General features: G+C 61.2%; 21 protein-coding genes. 6 read left to right on the top strand and 15 right to left on the bottom strand.

The window, feature by feature from the left end; translation table 11 throughout:
* Positions 1–31: 31 nt before the first annotated feature.
* On the bottom strand, positions 32–988 hold the full coding sequence (gene pheA, locus AACZ26_RS00350) for a prephenate dehydratase (RefSeq protein ID WP_339618295.1): 957 nt from the start codon (positions 986–988) through the stop codon (positions 32–34).
* Positions 989–1,012: 24 nt separating this feature from the next.
* A complete protein-coding gene (locus AACZ26_RS00355; protein WP_339618296.1) occupies positions 1,013–1,831 on the bottom strand; it encodes a M15 family metallopeptidase in 819 nt (272 codons plus the stop codon).
* Positions 1,832–1,908: 77 nt separating this feature from the next.
* On the opposite strand from AACZ26_RS00355, the gene AACZ26_RS00360 reads away from it, so the two are divergent.
* Positions 1,909–2,193, top strand: coding sequence for a GNAT family N-acetyltransferase (locus AACZ26_RS00360; RefSeq protein WP_339618297.1), 285 nt, complete (start codon positions 1,909–1,911; stop codon positions 2,191–2,193).
* Positions 2,194–2,206: 13 nt separating this feature from the next.
* Here AACZ26_RS00360 and AACZ26_RS00365 read toward each other — a convergent pair whose 3' ends face one another.
* From AACZ26_RS00365 to AACZ26_RS00385, 5 genes are read right to left on the bottom strand one after another with little or no spacing between them, the layout of a single operon-like run.
* A complete protein-coding gene (locus AACZ26_RS00365) occupies positions 2,207–2,962 on the bottom strand; it encodes a heme ABC transporter ATP-binding protein (protein ID WP_339618298.1) in 756 nt (251 codons plus the stop codon).
* Complete coding sequence (locus AACZ26_RS00370) at positions 2,959–4,017, bottom strand: iron ABC transporter permease (RefSeq protein WP_339618299.1); 1,059 nt, start codon at positions 4,015–4,017, stop codon at positions 2,959–2,961. The genes AACZ26_RS00365 and AACZ26_RS00370 overlap by 4 nt, the downstream gene beginning before the upstream one ends.
* Complete coding sequence (locus AACZ26_RS00375) at positions 3,996–5,045, bottom strand: biotin/lipoate A/B protein ligase family protein (protein ID WP_339618300.1); 1,050 nt, start codon at positions 5,043–5,045, stop codon at positions 3,996–3,998. Before AACZ26_RS00375 ends, AACZ26_RS00370 begins: the two co-directional genes overlap by 22 nt.
* Positions 5,046–5,078: 33 nt before the next feature.
* On the bottom strand, positions 5,079–5,540 hold the full coding sequence (locus AACZ26_RS00380; protein WP_339618301.1) for an HIT family protein: 462 nt from the start codon (positions 5,538–5,540) through the stop codon (positions 5,079–5,081).
* On the bottom strand, positions 5,541–6,452 hold the full coding sequence (locus AACZ26_RS00385; protein ID WP_339618302.1) for an alpha/beta fold hydrolase: 912 nt from the start codon (positions 6,450–6,452) through the stop codon (positions 5,541–5,543).
* 111 nt (positions 6,453–6,563) lie between these two features.
* On the opposite strand from AACZ26_RS00385, the gene AACZ26_RS00390 reads away from it, so the two are divergent.
* Together AACZ26_RS00390 and AACZ26_RS00395 are read left to right on the top strand one after the other, a co-directional pair.
* Positions 6,564–6,980 (top strand): MarR family transcriptional regulator, encoded by a 417-nt coding sequence (locus AACZ26_RS00390; RefSeq protein WP_339618303.1) that lies wholly within the window; start codon positions 6,564–6,566, stop codon positions 6,978–6,980.
* A complete protein-coding gene (locus tag AACZ26_RS00395; RefSeq protein ID WP_339618305.1) occupies positions 6,977–8,314 on the top strand; it encodes an MFS transporter in 1,338 nt (445 codons plus the stop codon). Before AACZ26_RS00390 ends, AACZ26_RS00395 begins: the two co-directional genes overlap by 4 nt.
* Here AACZ26_RS00395 and AACZ26_RS00400 read toward each other — a convergent pair.
* The 3 genes from AACZ26_RS00400 to AACZ26_RS00410 are packed head-to-tail and all read right to left on the bottom strand — an operon-like array spanning position 8,311 to position 11,749.
* Entirely contained in the window at positions 8,311–9,159 is an 849-nt protein-coding gene (locus tag AACZ26_RS00400; RefSeq protein ID WP_339618306.1) for a transglutaminase family protein, read from the bottom strand. The two genes, AACZ26_RS00395 and AACZ26_RS00400, sit on opposite strands and share 4 nt — an antisense overlap.
* Positions 9,156–10,088, bottom strand: coding sequence for an alpha-E domain-containing protein (locus AACZ26_RS00405; protein ID WP_339618308.1), 933 nt, complete (start codon positions 10,086–10,088; stop codon positions 9,156–9,158). The genes AACZ26_RS00400 and AACZ26_RS00405 overlap by 4 nt, the downstream gene beginning before the upstream one ends.
* Positions 10,082–11,749 carry a circularly permuted type 2 ATP-grasp protein gene (locus AACZ26_RS00410; protein WP_339618309.1) on the bottom strand — a complete coding sequence of 556 codons (1,668 nt, stop codon included), beginning with the start codon at positions 11,747–11,749 and terminating at the stop codon, positions 10,082–10,084. Before AACZ26_RS00410 ends, AACZ26_RS00405 begins: the two co-directional genes overlap by 7 nt.
* An 85-nt stretch (positions 11,750–11,834) precedes the next feature.
* On the opposite strand from AACZ26_RS00410, the gene AACZ26_RS00415 reads away from it, so the two are divergent.
* A complete protein-coding gene (locus AACZ26_RS00415; RefSeq protein ID WP_339618310.1) occupies positions 11,835–12,479 on the top strand; it encodes an alpha/beta hydrolase in 645 nt (214 codons plus the stop codon).
* Positions 12,480–12,528: 49 nt separating this feature from the next.
* Here AACZ26_RS00415 and AACZ26_RS00420 read toward each other — a convergent pair whose 3' ends face one another.
* The 3 genes from AACZ26_RS00420 to AACZ26_RS00430 form a co-directional block, all read right to left on the bottom strand.
* Positions 12,529–13,227 carry a TrkA family potassium uptake protein gene (locus AACZ26_RS00420; protein ID WP_339618311.1) on the bottom strand — a complete coding sequence of 233 codons (699 nt, stop codon included), beginning with the start codon at positions 13,225–13,227 and terminating at the stop codon, positions 12,529–12,531.
* Complete coding sequence (locus AACZ26_RS00425) at positions 13,220–14,578, bottom strand: potassium transporter TrkG (protein ID WP_339618312.1); 1,359 nt, start codon at positions 14,576–14,578, stop codon at positions 13,220–13,222. Before AACZ26_RS00425 ends, AACZ26_RS00420 begins: the two co-directional genes overlap by 8 nt.
* 66 nt (positions 14,579–14,644) lie before the next feature.
* The gene (locus AACZ26_RS00430) at positions 14,645–15,085 is read right to left on the bottom strand and encodes a nitroreductase family deazaflavin-dependent oxidoreductase (RefSeq protein WP_339618313.1); all 441 of its coding nucleotides are present in this window, start codon (positions 15,083–15,085) and stop codon (positions 14,645–14,647) included.
* Between the two features lie 59 nt (positions 15,086–15,144).
* Here AACZ26_RS00430 and AACZ26_RS00435 point away from each other — a divergent pair, with 59 nt between their 5' ends.
* The gene (locus AACZ26_RS00435) at positions 15,145–15,669 is read left to right on the top strand and encodes a hypothetical protein (RefSeq protein WP_339618314.1); all 525 of its coding nucleotides are present in this window, start codon (positions 15,145–15,147) and stop codon (positions 15,667–15,669) included.
* Between the two features lie 24 nt (positions 15,670–15,693).
* Here the strand turns inward: AACZ26_RS00435 and AACZ26_RS00440 are convergent, their stop codons facing one another.
* The gene (locus AACZ26_RS00440; protein ID WP_339618315.1) at positions 15,694–18,264 is read right to left on the bottom strand and encodes a LuxR C-terminal-related transcriptional regulator; all 2,571 of its coding nucleotides are present in this window, start codon (positions 18,262–18,264) and stop codon (positions 15,694–15,696) included.
* Between the two features lie 131 nt (positions 18,265–18,395).
* On the opposite strand from AACZ26_RS00440, the gene AACZ26_RS00445 reads away from it, so the two are divergent.
* Positions 18,396–19,313 (top strand): 2-hydroxyacid dehydrogenase, encoded by a 918-nt coding sequence (locus AACZ26_RS00445; RefSeq protein WP_339618316.1) that lies wholly within the window; start codon positions 18,396–18,398, stop codon positions 19,311–19,313.
* Here the strand turns inward: AACZ26_RS00445 and AACZ26_RS00450 are convergent, their stop codons facing one another.
* Positions 19,314–20,339, bottom strand: a complete 1,026-nt coding sequence (locus tag AACZ26_RS00450; protein ID WP_339618317.1) for a substrate-binding domain-containing protein — start codon at positions 20,337–20,339, stop codon at positions 19,314–19,316.
* Positions 20,340–20,591 lie beyond the last annotated feature (252 nt).

The raw sequence follows: 20,591 nt of genomic DNA on the forward strand, positions 1-20,591 counted from the left end.
CACAGTCATCCGCACGCAGAACTGAACAGCTTTAGCGAGCGGGCGGCTCGTTCGTCGTGATGGCCCGCAACCAGTCGCGAGCTTCTACAAAAACGTCGTTGCCATAGCGCGGCGTCACCGTCGTGGCGAGCTTGTCTGCGCGCGGGTAACTGCCCAAGAAGATGACGTTGGGGCTGAAACGCTTGAGTCCAAGAAGCGCATCGGCAACTCGCTCGTCAAAAATGTGCCCTTCAACATCAATGACGAAGCGGTAGCGCCCCAAGGAGTCTCCGATGGGCCGAGACTCGATGAGGCTCAAGTTCACCCCTCGCGTCGCGAACTGTTCGAGCATCTCGAGGAGTCGACCCGGCTTATCGTCCGGAAGCTCGACGATCATGCTCGTCTTGTCGGCCCCTGTCGGCTTTGGCAGCTCCGTGCGAGAGCTGACGAGAACGAACCGGGTGACCGCGTTCTGGTTGTTTCCGATCTCGGTTGCCAACACATCGAGGTCGTAATGCTCGGTGATGCCGGGCGGGGCGACGGCGGCATCCGCAAGGTCACTGTCGAGAAGAGTCGCCGCAGCCGCAACGTTTGAGCTAGCTGGCACGTGGCCGTGGCTCGGCAGGTTGGCATCGATCCACCGGCGCGTTTGAGCGTAGGCGACCGGATGCGCGTTGACGACCTTGACGTCAGCGAGCGTGGTTCCCGGGCGCGCGACAAGAACGAAGTTCACCGGCACAAGATACTCACCCATGATGCGCAGGTTGGGCACGGTCGTGAGCGCATCCTGGGTGGCGCTGACCCCACCCTCGACCGAATTCTCGATGGCGATCATTGCCGCAACGCTGCGACCGCTCGTCACATCGTCTAGCGCTTCGCCAACATTATTGACGCTCTTCCAGTGCGCCCCTACCGCTTCGGGAACCTGCTTGAGTGCAGCCTCCGTAAAGGTTCCTGCGGGCCCCAGATAGCTGTAGCTCGCAGTGTTCAGGTCGGGCGTCGAAGTCATGACACGAGTTTAGAGTGCCAACAGCTAGCCGTAGGTCGGTGCGGCAGGCAGTCCAAAGAACTCTTCAAGAGTTTGGATGCCCGTGCTGTGCAATTCTGCGGCAAGCTCCGTGCCGACATACCGCATGTGCCATGGCTCATACTCGTAGCCGGTCACGTCAGTCTTGCCCAGCGGGTATCGCACGGTAAAGCCGTACTTCCAGCCGTTTGCCGCAAGCCACTGCCCCTGAGGGGTGTCGCCAAAGCACTGCTCAAGCGAACAGTTGGCAGGCAGAGCACTGACGTCGATCGAGAGCCCCGTCTGGTGTTCGCTGTGGCCGGGGCGCGCACTCGTGAGGTCTGCTGCCTCCTGCCCGAGACTGGAAACCCACCCCGCGTAGACGCTCTCTTGAGACCAATAGCTTCGATACGAGCTCTGCGACTGCATCTGGAGGCCGGTCTCGGCTTGGAATGCCGCAAACATCTCAATGACGGCGGCCGCGGCATCCGGGGTCAAATAGGGCTCATAGACGTATGGCACGTCTACGAACACGAGGTTGGGCTCGTACGTTTGCGGATTGAGGGGACGCAGTTTGTTCGCGACCACCCACAGGCTGCTGGCGTCGTCGTTCGAGAAGGCTGTCTTGTCAAAAGTCGGGGTCGGGGTCGGCGTCGGTGTTGGAGTCGGTGTCGGTGTCGGTGTCGACGTTCGAGTCGGGGTTGCCGTCACCACCGGCTCTGGAGTGGGGGTGAGCACAAAGAACGACACCACAACAGCAACAACAATCAGCACGAGGCCCGTGACAGCAATGATGATCAATCGGCGGTGAGACCCACCAGTAACCGGGGCAGCAGATTCAGACACGCATCGATACTATGCGCATGCTCAGGCTCGCCGGTGAACTGATCCCCACACGGTGTCCCGCGAGTAGGCTTGGCACTATGGCGAGCGAAGTTATCCATGATCCTGCGATGACCCGTTACGAGTTGCTCGTAGACGGTGTTCAAGCGGGCCTTGCCGACTACCGGCTGCGCGACGACGAAATCGTCTTTGTGCACACCGAAATTGACCCCAAGTTTCGGGGACAAGGTCTCGCCAACGAACTCGCCAGGGGCGCCCTCAATTTGGTGCGTGCCGAAAGCGAGGCTCGTGTTGTCGCGCGCTGCGAGTTCATCAAGAAGTTCATCGGGGATAACCCCGAATACCGCGACCTGCTCAGCCGCTAAGCTCTCGCTGACGTCAGCGGCGAGGAACGACGACCGGATGCCCGCCAACGTCGCGGAGTTCGACAGCGAGGCCGTAGACCCGCTCAACACGCTCGGCGGTGAGTACCTCGCTGGGGGTTCCGATCGCGTCGAGAGCGCCATGGGCAATAAGGGCCAGTCGGTCGGAGTAGGCACCGGCGAGACTTAAGTCGTGCAGCACCACGACGACCGCCCGACCGTCTTCGGCCATCGAGCGCGCGACCCGCATGACATCTTCTTGGTGACGGAGATCGAGCGCGGCAGTTGGCTCATCCAAGAACACGACAGGGGTGTGCTGGGCGAGAACTCGCGCGAGTGAGACGCGAGCTTTTTCCCCGCCCGACAGGGTCGTGTAGCGACGGTCACCGAGGTGCGCGACATCCGTGACTTCAAGAGCTTCGTTAACGACGGCAACATCATCGCGGCTCTCCAGCGAACGGGCCCAGGGGCTGCGACCCATCGCGACAACCTCCGAGACTCGGAAAGGGAAGCTCACACTGTTCTCTTGAGTGAGCACAGCGCGCAAGCGAGCCAGTTCACCGTGGCGGATGCTGCCGAGCTCTCGCCCATCGATGGTCACGGTGCCGCTGTCGGGCTTTCGATCGCCGCTCAACACTGAGAGCAGAGTCGATTTTCCGGCACCGTTGGGGCCGACAAGGGCAAGCACTTCACCCGGCGTGACGTCGAGGCTGACGTCGTCGAGGATGGCGCGGCCCCCGAGTCGCACAGCGATATTGCGTGCACTGATCATGCCCAGCCTCCGCTCTGGCGACGCTGGCGGAACAAGAGGTAGAAGAAGAAGGGGCCACCGACGAGTGAGGTGAGCAATCCGATCGGCAGGTCACCGCCCGCGACGACGGAGCGCGCGAGTAGGTCGGAGAGAACAAGAAGCACGCCACCGCCGACAGCGCTGGCAACGATCAGCGAGCGATGGGCGGGACCAATAACCATGCGCATAGCGTGCGGAACGACGAGCCCGACGAAAGCGATGATGCCGCAGAACGCCACCGCAACACCCGTGAGAAGTGCGACGATGATGATCGAGACGATGCGGAGCCGTTCGACATTGACGCCGAGGTGCCGCGCGTTGCGCTCCCCCAGCGCGAGAAGGTCGTAGGGGCGCGCAAGCACAATTGCGGCCGTGAGTCCGACGGCGGTGACGAGCGTGACGATGAGAACTTCACTCCACCGCGATCCGTTCAGCGAGCCGAGTTGCCAGAAGACAATCTGTTCCCGGCTGCCCGAATCGGCAACAAAGAGCAAGAAGGCAAGACCTGCGCCAGCGAAAGCGTTGACGGCGATACCGGTGAGCAGAAGGGTCACGACTTCGGTGCGACCGTTCGCGCGCGAGACAAAGTAGACGAGCAGGGTTGCGAGCAACCCGCCGACAAAGGCAAAGAGTGCGATCGCGCTGTCCCCGAGAGCGGCAACGCCGACAACGATTGCGGTGGCGGCACCGAGCGCTGCTCCGGATGACACCCCAACGACCCCAGGCTCAGCGAGCGGGTTTCCAAAAATGGCTTGCATGACGGCGCCTGCGACGGCGAGTGCAGCGCCCACGACCAGGGCCATCGCAATGCGGGGGAAACGTACGACCCACAGTGTGGATTCCACAATCGAGTCGTTCGGTGCCCACTCGTTCTGGATGCCAAGCGCCCGCAAGAGCGACCCGCCCACTTCGGCGGGAGCGATGGGAAGTTGCCCGAGCACGGCCGATGCCACAATGCCGCCGAGCAGCAGAGCGGCAAGGGTGAGCGTCAGAGTCAGGCCGCGGAGGGTGTGGTTCACGGAACGCGCTGCAACCACTCTTCGGTGCCAAACTTTTCGGCAACGAGTTCTTCGGCGCGCGCGATCTCGTCACTCGTGAGTTCACTCTCGGTGAGGCCATGGAGTCCCCGGAACGTCGCGACCATAGTGTGGATGATGTCGGCGCGCTCCATTCCGGTCTGGCTACGCAGCGGGTCAACGCGCTTGGCCGCCGACTTCGTGCCTTTGTCGCTCATTTTCTCGCGACCGATGCGCAAGACCTGCACCATTTTTTCGCCATCCATGTCGTAGCTCATGGTGACGTGGTGCAGCACGGCCCCTGCGCCGAGACGTTTCTGGGCGGCTCCGCCGATCTTGCCGGTGGGGCTCGCAATATCGTTGAGCGGCTGGTAGCTCGCGTCGATGCCGAGCGACTTGAGGGCGATAATGACCCACTCATCGAGGAAGGCGTAGGAATCGGCAAAGGTCATTCCCTGCACGAGTTCAACGGGGGCGTAGATCGAGTACGTGATGACGGTGCCGGCTTCCATGAACATGGCACCTCCTCCGGAAATTCGGCGCACGACCTGGAACCCAAATTTCTCGGCATTTTCAAGGTCAACCTCGTTGCGCAGCGACTGGAAGCTACCGATGACGACGGCGGGCTTGTTCCACTCCCAGATGCGCAGGGTCGGCTTGCGGCGACCGGAGGCGACCTCTTCGGCGAGCACCTGATCCATCGCCATTTGCATGCGCGGTTCAAGCGGCGGTCCGGAGACGATCTGCCACTCATAGTCTTTCCACGTCGTGGCCCGCTGCAGAGCGCGACGGATGGCCGTGGCCACAGATTCGGCAGAGAAGCCGAGCATGACAGCACCCTCGGGCAGCGACTGCTGAACAGCACTCGTGATGGCTTTCGCATCAGAGTTGGCTGGCAGCCCTTCGATCGCCGAATTGATGTCTTCTAGCGCCTCATCCGGCTCCAGAAAGAAGTCACCAGCGAGGCGAAAGTTGGTGATGGCGTCATCGACAACATCGAGATCGACCACTACGAGTTTTCCGCCGGGCACCTTGAATTCGCCGTGCATCGCTCACCCCTGTCTAGTTGTGCTGAATCCAGCCTAATGCGCCGCGTTCACCTGCGGAATTGACCAGTCGAGCCCAGGAACAAACTCCCCATGCCCGTGGTCGATCATCCGCGCCCGTAATCGCTGAAAAGCCTCGTCGAGCGCCTCGGTGCCGGGATCGCGATTGATGCCGGTGTGGCTGTATTCGTAGACGGTCCACGACGGCCAGACGTGCAAGTGCGCGTGCGGAACCCGATAGCCCTCGAACATGACGCCGACACGATCGGCATCCCATTCATCGCGCTGAGCCAAACCGATGAGTCGCCCGACGCGAAAGATGTGCATCGCAAGTTCTTCGTCGAGGTCACTCCACCGATCAACCTCGATGCGCGGAATCACGAGCGCGTGACCCGGCTTGCGGGGCTCGATGGTGAGAATGGCAAAGACACGGTCATCCGCCCAGATAAAGCGCCCGGGCGAGCGACCGTTCAAAATCTCGGTAAAGATCGATGCCATTTATTCGGGCTTTGCTGCCTCAGGAAGGGGCGCACCCGGATGCACGGGCTTGAGTCGCGCATCGAGCCACCCCACGAGGTCGGCAATCACTTCGTCTTTATTGGTCTCGTTGAAAATCTCGTGCCGCGCCCCCGGGTACACGATCGCTTCGATATCGGTGAGTTTGGAACGAGTGACATAGTCTGCCGCGAGCGCCTCAATGCTTGCTTCTCCGCCGAGCGAATCTTCGTCGCCGATCATGATGAGTAGCGGGATGTCGCGAGCGAAGTTCTTGGCTGGGCGACCCATCAGGCGCAATCCATCGGCGGGGCCGAAGAGTTTGAGGGCATCCGCATAGAACGTCAGCGGGTCATTTACGAAGTCATCGGCAACCTGCGGGTCGCGACTGAGCCATTCGTACCCGGTGGTGCCGAGAGCTTTGTGCTTGGCGTTGAGATCGCCACTGTTCATGTGGGTGAGAGTGCGGTGCGCTGTGCCGGTGAGGATAGCGACTTCGTATTCGTTGGAGTGCTTGTTGAGCACGTCTTGCACCATGAGTGAACCCCACGAGTGGCCGAGCAGCGCGAGAGGAAGATCGGGATGTTCACGACGGATGATGGCCGAAAGCTCACGGATGTTCTCGGTTGCCGCCCGCAGACCGCCCTTGCCGAGCTTGCCCAGTTTGCTGGCATCGCCCGCAGCCTGCTCGAGACCCGTGGCACCGTGGCCGCGGTGGTCGTCGGCATACACCGTGTAGCCGGCGGCGACGAGCGCTTGCGCGACGTGCTCGTAGCGACGGGCGTGATCGCCTAGACCGTGGGTGAGCTGAAGCACGGCGTGCGCTTTGGGTGACTCCCAGACGTAGTAGTGAATCGTCACTCCGTGCGCGTCAGTGTAGGAGTGGTCAGTTCGTGGCGCCGTAAACGTGGGCATTGGGGCCTCCTTGCTCGTTCCATTCTACGGCGGCGAACTCGGGAGAAGAATGGGTGAGTGTGGCTCGCACCGCCGTTTAGTTAGCAAACCTAATTTGCTAGACTAATGAAAATGCCCGACAAACTAGACGACGAACTCAGAATCGCCCTCATGCGCATCGCTCGTCGCATCCGGCAGCAACGCCACGACGACACTCTTAGCGACAGCCAACTCTCCGTGCTTTACGTGCTCAGTCACTACGGCAGCAGCACGCTCGCCGCTCTCGCCGAGCACGAACGAGTCACCCCGCCCTCGATGAATCGCACCGTCAATTGCCTCAGCGACGAAGGCCTCATCACGCGCTCCAGCTCGCCAGACGACGGCCGCAAAGTACTTATCGAAGCCACGGATGCCGGAATCGAGCTTGTCGACAAAACGCGCCAGCGCCGCGCCGAGTGGTTTGCCGCTGAACTTTCGACCCTCAGTGCTGAAGAGCACGACGCCCTCCATGCAGCCATTCCAGTGCTGTTGAAGTTGGCCAATTCGTGAGCGCAATGTTTCGCTCGCTTCGCTTCTTCAACTACCGGCTCTGGACCATTGGCGCGATCGTCTCCAACACTGGCGCGTGGATGCAGCGCACCGCCCAGGACTGGATCGTTCTTACCGAACTGACCGACCACGATGCCGCCGCTCTAGGTTTCACGATGGCCCTGCAGTTCGGTCCGCTCCTGCTGCTGATGCCCGTCGCCGGAATCATTGCCGATCGCTTCGACCGTCGCGTTGTGCTGCTCTGGACACAGTTCAGTCAGTTCGTTCTCGCGCTTGGGCTCGGCATCCTCGTGGTCTCGGGTTACGTCGAGCTGTGGCACGTTTACGTCTTCGCGCTACTTCTTGGTGTCGCGACGGCGATTGACGCACCCGTTCGCCAGGCCTTTGTGTCGGAGCTTGTTAGCGACAAAGATCTGCCCAACGCGGTGGCCCTCAACTCGATGTCGTTCCAGAGCGCCCGCCTTATTGGGCCCGCGATCGCTGGCGTGCTCGTCGCTGCGATTGGCTCGGGCCCCGTGTTCCTCGTGAACGCGGCCTCCTTCGCGGGCGTGCTCGCCTCGCTGTGGTTCATCCGCCGCAGCCAGCTCTACCCGGTGGCCAAACTCGGGCGTGCTAAAGGCCAAATTCGAGATGGGCTGCGCTACGTTCGCAATCGACCCGACATCCTGATCGTGCTCGTCATGGTCTTTCTCGTCGGAACCTTCGGCTTCAACTTCCCCGTCTTCATCTCCACCATGGCCACCGCCGAATTCGGCAAGGGAGCCGCAGAATTTGGGCTACTCTCCTCGATGATGGCTGTCGGAGCCATTGTTGGCTCTCTTCTGGCCGCTCGCCGCGAGCGCGCGCGACTTGGCGTCGTCGTCATCGGTGCCATCTTCTTTGGCGTTGCGTGCCTGCTCGCCGCGCTCGCCCCCAGCTACTGGACCTTTGGAGCCGCTCTCACGATCGTCGGCGTCTCATCGCTGACCATGATGACGACAGCCAATGCCTACGTTCAGACCTCAACCACGCCCATCATGCGCGGCCGCGTCATGGCGCTCTACCTCGCGATCTTCGCCGGCGGCACCCCTATCGGCGCCCCCATCGTGGGCTGGGCAGCCAACGAACTCGGTGCCCGCTGGGCGCTCGGCATCGGATCGCTCTCGGGCCTGCTCGCTGCAGCATTCGCCATCACCTGGCTCGTCTACAGTCGCGGAATGCGCGTCGGTCGCGTACCCGAAAGTCGCTTCCGACTGCGCTTGCGCTTCCCACCCGAGCCCACGCCTGAAGAAGAGCGTGAGCTCGCGACTCAAGAAATTGCGATCGTGGAGACCACCACTCGACGCACGAGTTAAGCCTCGCGGGTAATCTCCACACTCACGAACAGCTTCGAGCCAAACGGCCCCGCGTACACCCCACGAAGCGGAGGCACGTCGTTGTAGTCACGACCGCGACCGACCAAGACGTGACGGTCTCCGATATCGATGAGGTTCGTAGGGTCGTAGCCACGCCACTGCCCGTTGCAGAACCACTCAAGCCACGCATGGGACTCACCCGTGACGGTCTCACCGATAGCGGCATCCGGTTTCGGGTGAAGATAACCAGAAACATAGCGGGCAGGGATACCGACCGAACGCAAAGCACCAAGCGCGAGGTGAGCGATGTCTTGGCAGACACCCTTGCCTCCGGCCCAGGCCTCCGCCGCAGTCGTCGCCACTCCCGTGACACCGCTCATGTACTGGATGGCATTACCGATCGCCTTCGAGATTTCGAGGGCGCTCTCGCACGCGTCATCCGACTTCGCTGCAATATCTTTCGCGAGAGCAACAACCTCGGCTGGCGGTTCAGTGCGCCGCGTCTGGCTCAGGTTCTCGACGGCATCCATCGACAACTCAGCGGCCACCTCAAGTTCAGCCCAGCTCATGCACTCCGAGACATGTTCACGCTCGTGAACCTCAACCAAGCTCGTAGCGGTCAACGACAGCTCTTTGTGACCCGTCAACACCTCAAACGAGGCAACGCGAGAACCCCAATAGTCGACATAGTTGCTCTGGCTAGAGAGCGGAAGGATGTCAAGGTTCGAGAACAGCACAAGCTGGCTCTCGACACTGGCGGGCAACATCCGGGCCTCGTTGTACGACGCCGTAACCTCGCCGCCATAGCTGAACCCTGTGGAATGAACGATCCTGAGTCGCTTCATGAGATCTCTCCAACCCACTCGGGTGCGGCATTCGTCGGGAAGTAGCGCTGACGCACTGCCTCCGAAGCCGCACTCGTTGCTGCCTGCACCCGATCCATGTGGTGGGGCAGGTCATCCAAAATTTCGGCAATCGGCCGATACTCCAACTCGCTGCGAATCTTGCCCAGAAGCCGCTGAGCATCATCGTTCACGCCGACGCGATTCATGCGACGAGGCTCAAGCTCACGCATGCAATCTTCTGCACGCGACACCGAGAAGAGGATGCTGCGCGGAAACAAGCGGTCCAACAGCAAGAACTCGGCAGCGTTGCTCGCGCTCGGCACGCCACGGTAGGTGCGCAAGTACGGCTCGAAGGCGCCACAAGAACGCAGAATTGTCGTCCACGACGGACCACTCGCCTCGGTGAGGCTTCGCGTGGCGAGAAGTCGCGCCGTCATGTCTGCGCGCTCAAGACTGCGACCCAGCGTGAAGAACTGCCACGCCTCATCCCGGCTCGTCGCCGACTCGACAATGCCCACCGCGAGAGCGGAGCGCTCACGAACCCAGGAGAAGAAGTCAGAAACCTTATCTCCAGAAATTCTGCGCGGCATCCGGGTCTGCGTGGTGTTGAGGCACTCCCACAACTCGGTCGACACAATCTCGCGGGCACGACGAGCGTTCTCGCGAGCGGCACCCAGCGAATAGGCAATCGACGCAGGCTCCGTGCGGTCGACCGCAAGGATCGACAAAACATCACCGCGAGTCAGAGTGGCATCAGGGGGAGCCTCGCTACCCATGACGCTCAAAAGGGCGCGGCACGCATCATCCTCTTCAATCCACGGGTCTTCGAGCAGCAACTGAAGGTGCACGTCGAGGATGCGCGCGGTACCGTCGGCACGCTCAATGTAGCGACCGATCCAGAACAGCGATTCTGCGATGCGGCTCAGCATGATTGACCTCCCTCGATGTCGACATTCTGCTGTTGCTGCTCTTCTTGACGTTGTCTCTGAGTGAGCGTTCGCGTGCTGTCGTGATCTTCAGCGTGATCTTCGTGAGCACTCGCTTCGAGCAGCATCTCGGGAGTGATGACCGTGATAGCTTCCGTGTCTGCTTGCCGTTCGACAAGGCCCTGAACGGTTGCCTCGGACTCTTCGATCTTCTCGCGACCGACAACCCACGTGTCTTTCGAGCCACCACCTTGAGAACTGTTAACGACAAGCTGACCTTCGGGCAGCGCCACTCGAGTAAGGCCACCAGGGAGAACCCAGACATCGTTTCCGTCATTGACGGCGAACGGGCGCAAGTCGGCGTGACGCGGCCGCATCCCGTCGTCGATAACCGTGGGGATCGTCGAGAGCTGCACCACTGGTTGCGCGATCCACCCTCGCGGGTCTTTGAGCAACTGCTTGCGGAGAGTCTCCAACTCTGGCTTGGTTGCCGCCGGGCCGATCACGAGGCCCTTACCGCCGGAACCATCCACCGGCTTAATCACGAGCTCATCGAGCCGGTCAAGCACTTCTTCGAGCGCGCCCGGATCTTCGAGCCTCCAGGTATCAACGTTAGGGATAATCGCCTTTTCGCCGAGGTAGTAGTCAATGAGATCGGGCAAGTAGGTGTACACAAGCTTGTCGTCGGCCACACCGTTTCCGACAGCATTGGCAATCGTCACGTTTCCGAGGCGAGCCGCGAGCATCATGCCCGGGCTGCCCAACATGGAATCGGCACGGAACTGCAGCGGATCGAGGAACTCGTCGTCAACACGGCGGTAGATCACGTCGACCCGAGTGGGACCGGCTGTCGTGCGCATCCAGACCCGTCCACCAGAGCAGAAAAGGTCACGGCCCTCGACGAGCTCAACACCCATGAGACGCGCGAGCAGCGTGTGTTCGAAGTACGCCGAGTTGTAGACACCGGGAGTGAGCACAACAACGTTGGGTTCATCCACTCCACCCGGCGCACTAGCACGCAGCGCCTGCAGCAGCTTGTGCGGGTAGTCGCCAACGGGGCGAACGCGCATCGAGACAAACAACTCGGGAAGAGTCTGCGCCATCACTCGACGGTTCGAGATCACGTAGCTGACACCACTGGGCACGCGCACGTTATCTTCGAGAACGCGCCACGCACCCACTTCGTCGCGGATGAGGTCGATACCGCTGACCTGAATACGCACACCATTAGCCGGGTCGATGCCCGCCGCCTGACGATGGAAGTGACTGGATGAGGTGATCATGCGGGCCGGAATCACACCATCTTTGATGGCATTCTGTGGCCCATAAATGTCGGCGAGGAACGCTTCGAGCGCTCGCACACGCTGCTTGATGCCCGACTCGACCTGTTTCCACTCAGAGAGGTCAATAACTCGCGGAACAGCATCAAGAGGAAAAGGCCTCTCTTCGCCAGCGAAGTCGAAAGTAACGCCTTGGGCGAGGTAGCTGTCTGCGAGCGCTTCAGTACGTCCGCGCAGCTCTTCCTGCGTCATTTGCGCCAACGCGTCATGGATCTCGCGGTAGGGGCGACGTATCTCGCTATCGGCAGAGAACATCTCATCCCACGCGGCTGGTCCGGTGCGTTTGGAGGCGCTTGATGTGTATCCGTCAAACAAATCTGCCATGTACAGACACTATGCGGGTTAACCAATTTCTGCGCGGAAGTGGGTTGATTCAGCCAGAATGTCGCGCACAATTTACAGTTAAGCAATGGCTGCACACCTCCCCACGATTCTTGTTCTCCCCGGTGGAGGGTATTCACGCCTCGCACCCCACGAAGGCAAGCCCGTTGCTGAGTGGTTGCGTTCGATCGGGTGGAATTCTCGCGTCGTTGAATACCCCGTTGGCACGAAGCATCCCGCCCCTTTGCTGGCAATTCAGTCTGAAATTGCGAAAGAACGTGCGCTAGGGGCTCCTCTGGTTGGCGTTTTAGGCTTTTCCGCGGGCGGTCATTTGGCCGGCCACGCCGCCGTTGCGCCCCTCGCGAAGCCCGAAGAGCGGCCCGATTTTGCCGTGCTCGGCTACCCCGTTGTCACGATGACCGGCGAAACACATGCAGAGTCTCGCGAGAACCTCATCGGGCTGGATGCCAACCAATTTCTGCGCGAAGACACCTCGCTAGATTTGCTGGTCACCCCTGCTACGCCCCCGATGTTTATCTGGCACACGGCTGCAGACAAGCCCGTTCCGGTAGAAGCTCATTCATACCCGCTCGCTGCCGCTCTCGCGGCAGCCCGAGTGCGGCACGAACTTCACATATTCTCTGACGGCAAGCACGGGCTCGGGCTCGCCAACGGAACCCCCGCCGAAGCGTGGCAGTCGCTGTGTGAAATCTGGTTGAGCTCATTGCGCTAGCGGCGCAGGCACTCGTCCGGCGCTAACGGCGCAAGCGCTCGTCCCGCTGTTAACGGCGCAAGCTAAAGGCTTCCGCGCGCGTGGTCGGGCCGGAGACCAGAATGGTGTCGTCTGCGGCAATGACAGTTTTCTCGTCGGTGTAGGTCCAGGCGCCGCCATGCGGGCGAACGGCCGTGATCGTGACGCCCGCGGTGGAACGCACGCGTGATTCGCCAAGAGTCTTGCCAATGATGGCCAGCGGCGGTGCCATCTTGACGAGAGAAAAGTCATCGCCAATCTCGAGGTAGTCCTGCATCGACCCACGCACAAGGTGGGCGACGCGGCGCCCCATCTCCTTCTCGGGATAAATAACATGACTCACGCCAAGCTGCTCCAGGATTGTGCCGTGCGCATCGCTTACCGCTTTTGCCCACACGTGCGCCACATCGAAGCGCAGCAGCAAGGATGTCGTCAGGATGCTCGCCTGAATGTCACTACCAATCGCCACAACGACGCGGTCGAACTCGGGCACCGCCAACTGCTGCAGCACCTCTTCCCGAGTCGAATCGGCAGCAACCACATGAGTCAGCTGACCGTTGAGCTCTTGGACAATCGACTCGTCAGAGTCGATGCCGAGCACCTCAGTGCCATTCGCCATAAGTTCCAGAGCGAGAGCGCGACCGAAACGGCCCAACCCGATAACCGCAACAGAGTCTGCTGCGGCCACGGTAGAGACATCCGGACCAGAGAACATGCGCAATTTAGCCAATGATCGGCCTTTCTTTGGGAAGTTCGTAGAGGACGGCGCGCTCACGAAGCGCAAGCGCGGTAGCAAAACCAATCGGGCCAAGGCGACCCACAAACATCAGCACGGCCAAAATCAGTTGCGCCGCCACCGGCAGCTCGGGAGTGATGCCCTCCGACAGACCGACAGTGCCGAACGCCGAAACGGTCTCAAACAGCACCGGACTCAGCGGCAAACCCGAGAGCAGCATGATGACCACGGTGGATGACGCCACAACCGCCACCGATAACAAGACCACCGCGATCGCTTGGCGGTGCACCGCGCGCGACAGTCGCTTGCCGAAAACGTTCACGACGCCGTCTCCGCGCACTTCTGCCAGGAGGATGAAGAACAGCACCGCGAAGGTGGTGATCTTGATGCCACCGGCAGTGCCTGCCGGGCCACCACCCACAAACATGAGGGCGGTCATCCCGAATTGGCTCGCCTCACTCATGGCACCGATATCGATGCTGTTGAAGCCGGCGGTGCGGGTTTGCACCGATTGGAAGAAGCCAGCGAGGAGTTTGGCGTGCCAGTCGAGCGGGCCGAGAGTGGCGGGGTTGTTCCACTCGATCAGAGTGATGTAGACGGCACCCGCCACGAGCAGCAATGGCGTTGCCGCGACCACGATGCGCGTGTTCATGCTCCACTTGAGTCGGTTGCCGCCATACCTCAACAGTTGAACGATCACGGGGAAGCCTAAACCGCCCAGGATGATTTCGGCACAGAGGGTGAGCGAGACAACCGGATCGTCAACGAACGACATCATGCTGTTGCTGAAGAGCGCGAATCCTGCGTTGTTGAATGAGGACACGGCGTGAAAAACAGCGAACCAAGCGGCATCTCCCACGCTGTAGCCGTAGCGCAGCAGAAACCAGAAAAAGAGGATGAGCGCGCCAACGCCCTCGATGATGAGCGAAATCTTGAGCACACCGAGAATCAGCGAGCGCACATCGCCAAAGCCAACGCTCTTCGTCTCGGCGGCGGCCGTGATTCGCGAGCGAAGCGAGAGACGGCGAACCACCGCGATACCGATGATCGAGGCAAAGGTCATGACTCCGAAGCCACCCACTTGGATGAGCACCATGATCACGACCTGACCGAAGCCTGTCCAGTAGGTGGGAGTGTCAACAATGACGTGGCCAGTCACACACATCGCCGAAACGGCTGTGAAGAACGCTTCGACGAGAGTCGCACCGCCGGGACCGGTACGCGAAATAGGTAGCGCCAGCAGGGCGGTGCCCGCTGCGATACCAGTCAGAAACCCGAGAAGAGTCAGCTGCGCTGGATGAACCAGCTTTCGCTTAGACCCCGAACCGCGGAGGATATTGTGCACCGGGACACACTACGCCTGTTTTCGCGCGCGCGTATCACCCCAATTGCAGGACACGCGGCGAGCAATTTAGGAGCTCAGCGGCTCCAACACGAAGACCGGAATCTCGCGATCAGTCTTGGCCTGGTAGTCCTCGTAATCGGGGTACGCCGCGACTGAACGCTCCCACCAGAGTGCCTTCTCGTCACCGGTCACTTCGCGCGCCATGAAGTCGCCCTTGAAACCGACATCATGCAACTCAACGTGCGGGTGAGCCACGATGTTGTAGTACCAGACCGGATGCTTCGGAGCCCCGCCAAGCGAAGCAACAACGGCATAGCGGCCGTCGTGTTCCACTCGCATGAGGGCGGTCTTGCGCAGCTTGCCGGACTTGGCACCCACCGTCGTCAACACAATGATTGGCATCCCGCGCATGAGGTTGCCCTCGTGCCCGTTGCTTGCTTCAAAAGTGTCGGCCTGGTTGCGGGCCCACTCCGAGGTGCTTGGTTCGTACTCTCCTGTTAGCGGCATGCTTCCACGTTACCCTTCTGAACCTGAGGTTCCGAAGGAGAGATAGGTAGTTTCTACTCATGCGCTGGCCCACGGCTGAGCGATTTACTGGGCGCATGATCACTTCACAGCGCGCGCTGAAAGGCGCAATCTCCGTCGCCATCGCGGCAGGACTCACCGTCTCCCTCTCTGGTTGCTTCGCCAATCCTCTCGAGAGCTTTACCGACAACCTCATTGAGGGAACGGTGGAGAACGCTATCGAAGGCGCGACTGGCGCTGAGGTAGATGTCTCCGGAGACGGCAGCAGCGTCTCGCTCCCCGACTCTTGGCCAGGTGAGCTCCCCGTTCCCGACGGCAATATCTTGTTCTCGCTCTCCGCCGGGGGCACCTACACCGCGACCGTCGTCGTAGCGAATGAGGCTGCGGCAAAGGCCGGCTACGAACAGTTCGTCGCGGACGGCTACGAGGTGACCGCTGAGCTGTCACTCGGCGAAGGCAGCTACGCCTACAGCCTGGTGAGCGACGCCTGGGCTGTGCAGTACACGTGGGGCATCGACGAAGAAGGCACCGCGACGGTCAATATTTCCGGCGCCCCCAACGAATAGAGCCCTGCGTCCGCTATCTACGGATTACAGCTCAGAAAGCACCTCTTCGAGCTCGACCCGCCCTGTGACGCCTAGCTTGCGGTAAATGCGAGCCAAATGGTTGTCGACAGTTCGAACAGACAACCCCAGCTGCTGGCCGATTTCGCGACTGCGTTTGCGGCCAGCAGCGGCACGGGCGATCGTCCATTCCCGCTCGGTGAGCTCATCGGCGCTCGCTTCGCCCGGCACGCGATCCATATCGGCCGCGAGGCGACGTGCGAGAAGGGTGGCTTTGCGCTCCAACTCGCTCTGGCCAGCCGCGGCCGCGCTACGTGCAGCGTAGAGAAGGCCATCGACCGCGAGCGCAGCTACCCCCGACGACACCAGGGTGGGAGCGAGCTGACAGAGGCGGGCGACATCCGCGACCGACACAACGTCACCCCACTCTCGAATGCGGGCAATCAGCGGCGACGGCGATAGTTGCGTCAGCAGTTGCAACTGCTCTCGCGCAGCCTCCGGATGCCCGACCCGGATCGCGACAGTGAGCGTGAGGGCACTCAGCAGAAAGTGGCCGAGAGCGATGCCCTCTGTTGCGGCAGCAACGATCACCTCGGCGGCCTCCGAGGAGCGACCTTCGGCATGCAGCAACCACGCTTCACATTCGGCCCGTTGCAAGATCACTTTGGCGTCACTCGCATGCTCGGCAGAGACCTCACCAAGCAATTCTCGCGCCGCGGCCGGATCGCCCCATTGTGCTTCGACTGTGGCATGCAAAGCGATCGCCGTGCCCAGCAGCCCAGTAAAGTCACGCCATTTCAATTGCTCAACTGCAAGAGCAGCCAACGAGTGCGCCTCACCCAACCGGCCGTCGTGCACCCGCACAATCGCGAGAGCGTACGACCAGACACCGGCGGAATCAGCGAAACGATCGAGCCGCCGTTGCGCAGCAAAGTCGCTGGCGAGCCCAATCTCACCCGAGGCAACGAGCGCGAGAAACTCCGAGAGATCGAGAAGCGCCCCTGCGAAGGGTGCTTCGAAGCGGAAGGCTTCGGCGAGCGGACGGGTCTGCTCAATCGCGGCGAAAGCATCTGTCGGGTTGCCCGCCATCGTCGCGATCATCGCAGCCGTGAGCCCCGCGTTGACGGCCCCCAGTCCGCCATCTGGCGATACCGGATCCGCGACCTCGGCCAAGGCTTGAGCATCACCGGTCATGAGTTGCCACTTGGCCAGTTCGGGACGAAGAACAGCCTGAGCACGGGCATCCATTTGTTGCAGCGCTGCGCCCACTCGCTCGACGGCTTCGGCCGGCCGCGAAAGGCGATAGACGACATGCTGACCCCACCGCGCTAGAGCAATGGCACGCTGATCGTCGTCACTGGCAAGCGAAATCGCTGACTCAAAGGTGGCAGACGACCGCTCGGACTGGGCAAGAGCCGACAGTGCACTCGCCAAGACAAGTTCGGGCGCAAAGCGGCGCTCCGCCGCTTGCGCACGTTCGGCGAGTGATGCCGCCACCGCATGGTCGCCAGCCGCGTGTGCGTAACTCGCTGCCCAGTCGAGGTCGTCGTTGCTGATCTCGGCATCGGTCGACGCCAAAAGCACTGTGGCCGTGAAGCGCAATTGTTGATCACCCATCGGCATGAGTCGGGCAGCGATTTCTTTCACGAGGGCAGCACGTTCGGCACCGGCCAGCTCAGCCGTGAGCGCTTCCGCGAAGAGGGGATGCGCAAGTCGCACCCGAGGAGTCACGTCGTCCTTCGTCTCCTCCACGACGCTCTCCGCAGTGAGGTGCGCAAGAGCATCCGCTTCATCTGCTCGAATAGCGGCGTGCGGCATCGGTTGCGCTATCGCGATCAATTGAGCGAGACGACGCTCCTCAACGGTCAGTTGCTGCACGCGCTCGGCAATCGTGGCGCGCACATGCTTGGGCAACGCCGACACTGACACCTCGACCCCGAAATCTCCACTGCGGATGCCGCCCGCTCGCGCTGCAGCAAAGATCAGTTCGCGCAGCATCAGTGGGTTTCCGCGGCTCCTGTCGAACAGTGCACGCAGGCTCTCGGGGCGCAGTGTTCCCCCCAAATACTGTTGGAGGATCGACTGGCTGTGTTCGAGGCTCAAGCCTTCAAGGTCAACAATGTCGATGAGATTCTCGTGCAGCAATCGGGCGAGCGGCCCAGAGACTTCGTGGGAGTCGCGGGCGGTGAGCAACGTCGTCACGCCGAAGACGCGAACGAGTTGATAAAGCACGCTCGCTGAAACGGCATCGAGAAGTGGCGCATCATCGATGACGAGAACGAATCGCTGCGGGTTCTCGCCGACAACCGCCACGAGGGCTTGCACGCGGTCACTCACGCTCTCGAGGTCGTGCCTACCCGAGCTCGCTAAGACCGGCGCGAGGGCGCCGAGCGGAACATCCACGAGCTCTGCGAGACCTATGACAGGAACAACGGAGCGCCCATCGGCGCGCAAAGCGAGCGAAATGTGGGCGCCCAAAGTGGTCTTACCGACCCCACTCGGACCGCGCAACATGACCGACCTCGGGCGGGGGCCGCGAAGCGCCGCAAGCACAGCATCCCTCTCGCTTTCACGGGGCAAGACAGGCCAGCGCGCCATGGGGTGCCCTTTCTGACTCGGCCGACAATATGGCCGCCAGCATACTGGCCCGGCGTAACAAGTTGAATAACCTTTCCATAAGGCATGCTGGAGAGGCCGCTGCCCGCCACCCCGCTCAGGAGACTTGCGCCATGATCACGATCGCCCTTCCCGACCAGCAGATTTTTGACAGGCTCGCGCCACAATTGCCCGACGTCAATGTCATCGTGTGGGGTCCGGCAGACGGCGCACCCCCTGTGCACGTTGACCTCGCGCTGCTGGGTTACCTCGGAGCCGCCGGCGGTCTTCGCTCCTTTGAAGGAATGGATGTCGCCGCCCTCCAATCACAATCGCTCGGCTTCGACGGCATCGAAGATCGCCTCCCGGCGGGGATCACCTACTGCAACGCTGTCGGCGTGCACGAAGCATCCACCGCTGAACTCGCCGTCGGCATGATCATCTCCGAACAGCGCGGCTTTGCCGAACACTTCGCCAATCAGCAGACCGGCACGTGGAACCAGCACGAGCAGGCCGGAGTTGCCGGAAAGACCGTCGTCATTCTTGGTGCAGGAGGCGTCGGCAACCAGATCGCCGACAAGCTCGCCCCGTTTGACGCCAACGTTGTGCGCGTCGCCCGCACCAACCGCAGCGACGCGAGAGGTGCCGTGCAATCAATGGATGCCCTGCCCGCCCTGCTCGCCAAGGCCGACATAGTGGCAATCGCCGTTCCCCTCAGCGAGAGCACAACAGGACTCGTCAACGCCGCCTTCTTGCAAGCGATGAAGCCTGGCGCGCTGCTCGTGAATGTGTCTCGCGGCAAGATCGTCGACACCGACGCACTCGTGGCTGCGGCATCCGCCGGTCATGTTCGCGCAGCGCTTGACGTCACCGAACCCGAACCACTGCCGAGCGATCACCCCCTGTGGTCAACGCGCGGCGTGAGCATCACTCCGCACATCGGCGGGGCAACGTCGGCAATGCACCCTCGAGTGGATGCTCTCATGCGCGAGCAAGCCCGTCGCCTCGTCGCGGGTGAGCCGCTGGCCCATGTGGTGGTTGAGGGGCGCTAGCTATAGCCGCGGAGCCGTCGATTCGCGAACGACGAGTTTAGGCGAGAAGACCACTTTTCGACGATCAGCGCTGGGGTCCGCAGCCTCATTAAGAAGTAGCTCAACCGCAGTTTGCCCCATTTGAGCGCTTGGCTGGCTAATCGATGAAAGCGGCACTACGGCGGCGCTAGCAAAGTCGATATCGTCATAGCCAATGAGCGCAATGTCCTCTGGCACTCGAACAGAAGGACCCCCATCAGAGCTCATGAGGAGCGCTTGCAGCACACCCATCGCGACCAGGTCGTTCGCTGCAAAAATAGCGTCAGGGCGCTCATGCGGAGCTCTCGCAAGAATCATTGCCCCCGCATCGCGGCCCGCAATAACGGTAAGCGCATCAAGCTCGATGACATCAATCTGTGCGTTCGGAACCTCGTCTGCTGCGCTCTGGGCACCAGCGAGTCGATCGGAAACCTGACGAATAGCCATAGGGCCACCCACAAAGGCAATGCGGCGACGACCAATATCTAGGAGGTGTTGAGCAGCCAACCTGCCTCCGACAATATCGTCGACCGAAACCGAACTAAACGTGGAGTTAGGGCTTTCTCTGTCGACGAGCACCGACGGGATCCCGCGTTTACGCATCGAATCGAGCCGGGCGCTGATGTCACCGTACGGGGAGATCAGAACACCGAAAACTCTTTGCTGCTCAAATAGATCTAGATACTTAGCTTCACGCTCGCTGCTCTCGTCGCTGTTTCCTAGCGTGACCGTCAGGCCGCCTTCAGCCGCTTTATCCTCGGCGCCGCGAGCAATGTCCGTGAAAAAGGGGTTCCGTACGTCGAGCACCACGAGACCAATAGTTTGGCTATGACCAACACGAAGTTGCCTGGCGGCATCATTACGAACGAAGCCGAGCGCCTCGATTGCTTTCTGCACCCTTTTTACCGTCGCTGGCGAGACTTTGTGGGGGTGGTTCAGCACGTTTGACACGGTGCCGACGGAAACGCCAGCACTCTTGGCGACATCATGCACACTCGGCGTTGACATATCGAAACCACAACTTTTCAGCTCAGCACTGGGCTACAGAGGGAAGCGAGAAATGTTCTCGACCCTGAACAGAGTGTAACGATTCACTCCGTTTCGGCCAACCACTTGCCCCGGGCGCTCGCTCCGGGCTTGACGCGACCTAATCCAAGGACGTATCGTTCTGGAAATATTGATTTTATCGATTCAATTTTTGCCGTTCAGTGATTTATCTGAGCCGCTTGCACGACAACCACAGCACTAACTCAACGCGGA

Origin of the sequence: uncultured Salinibacterium sp. (assembly GCF_963974405.1) — a bacterium.
GTDB lineage: Bacteria > Actinomycetota > Actinomycetes > Actinomycetales > Microbacteriaceae > Rhodoglobus.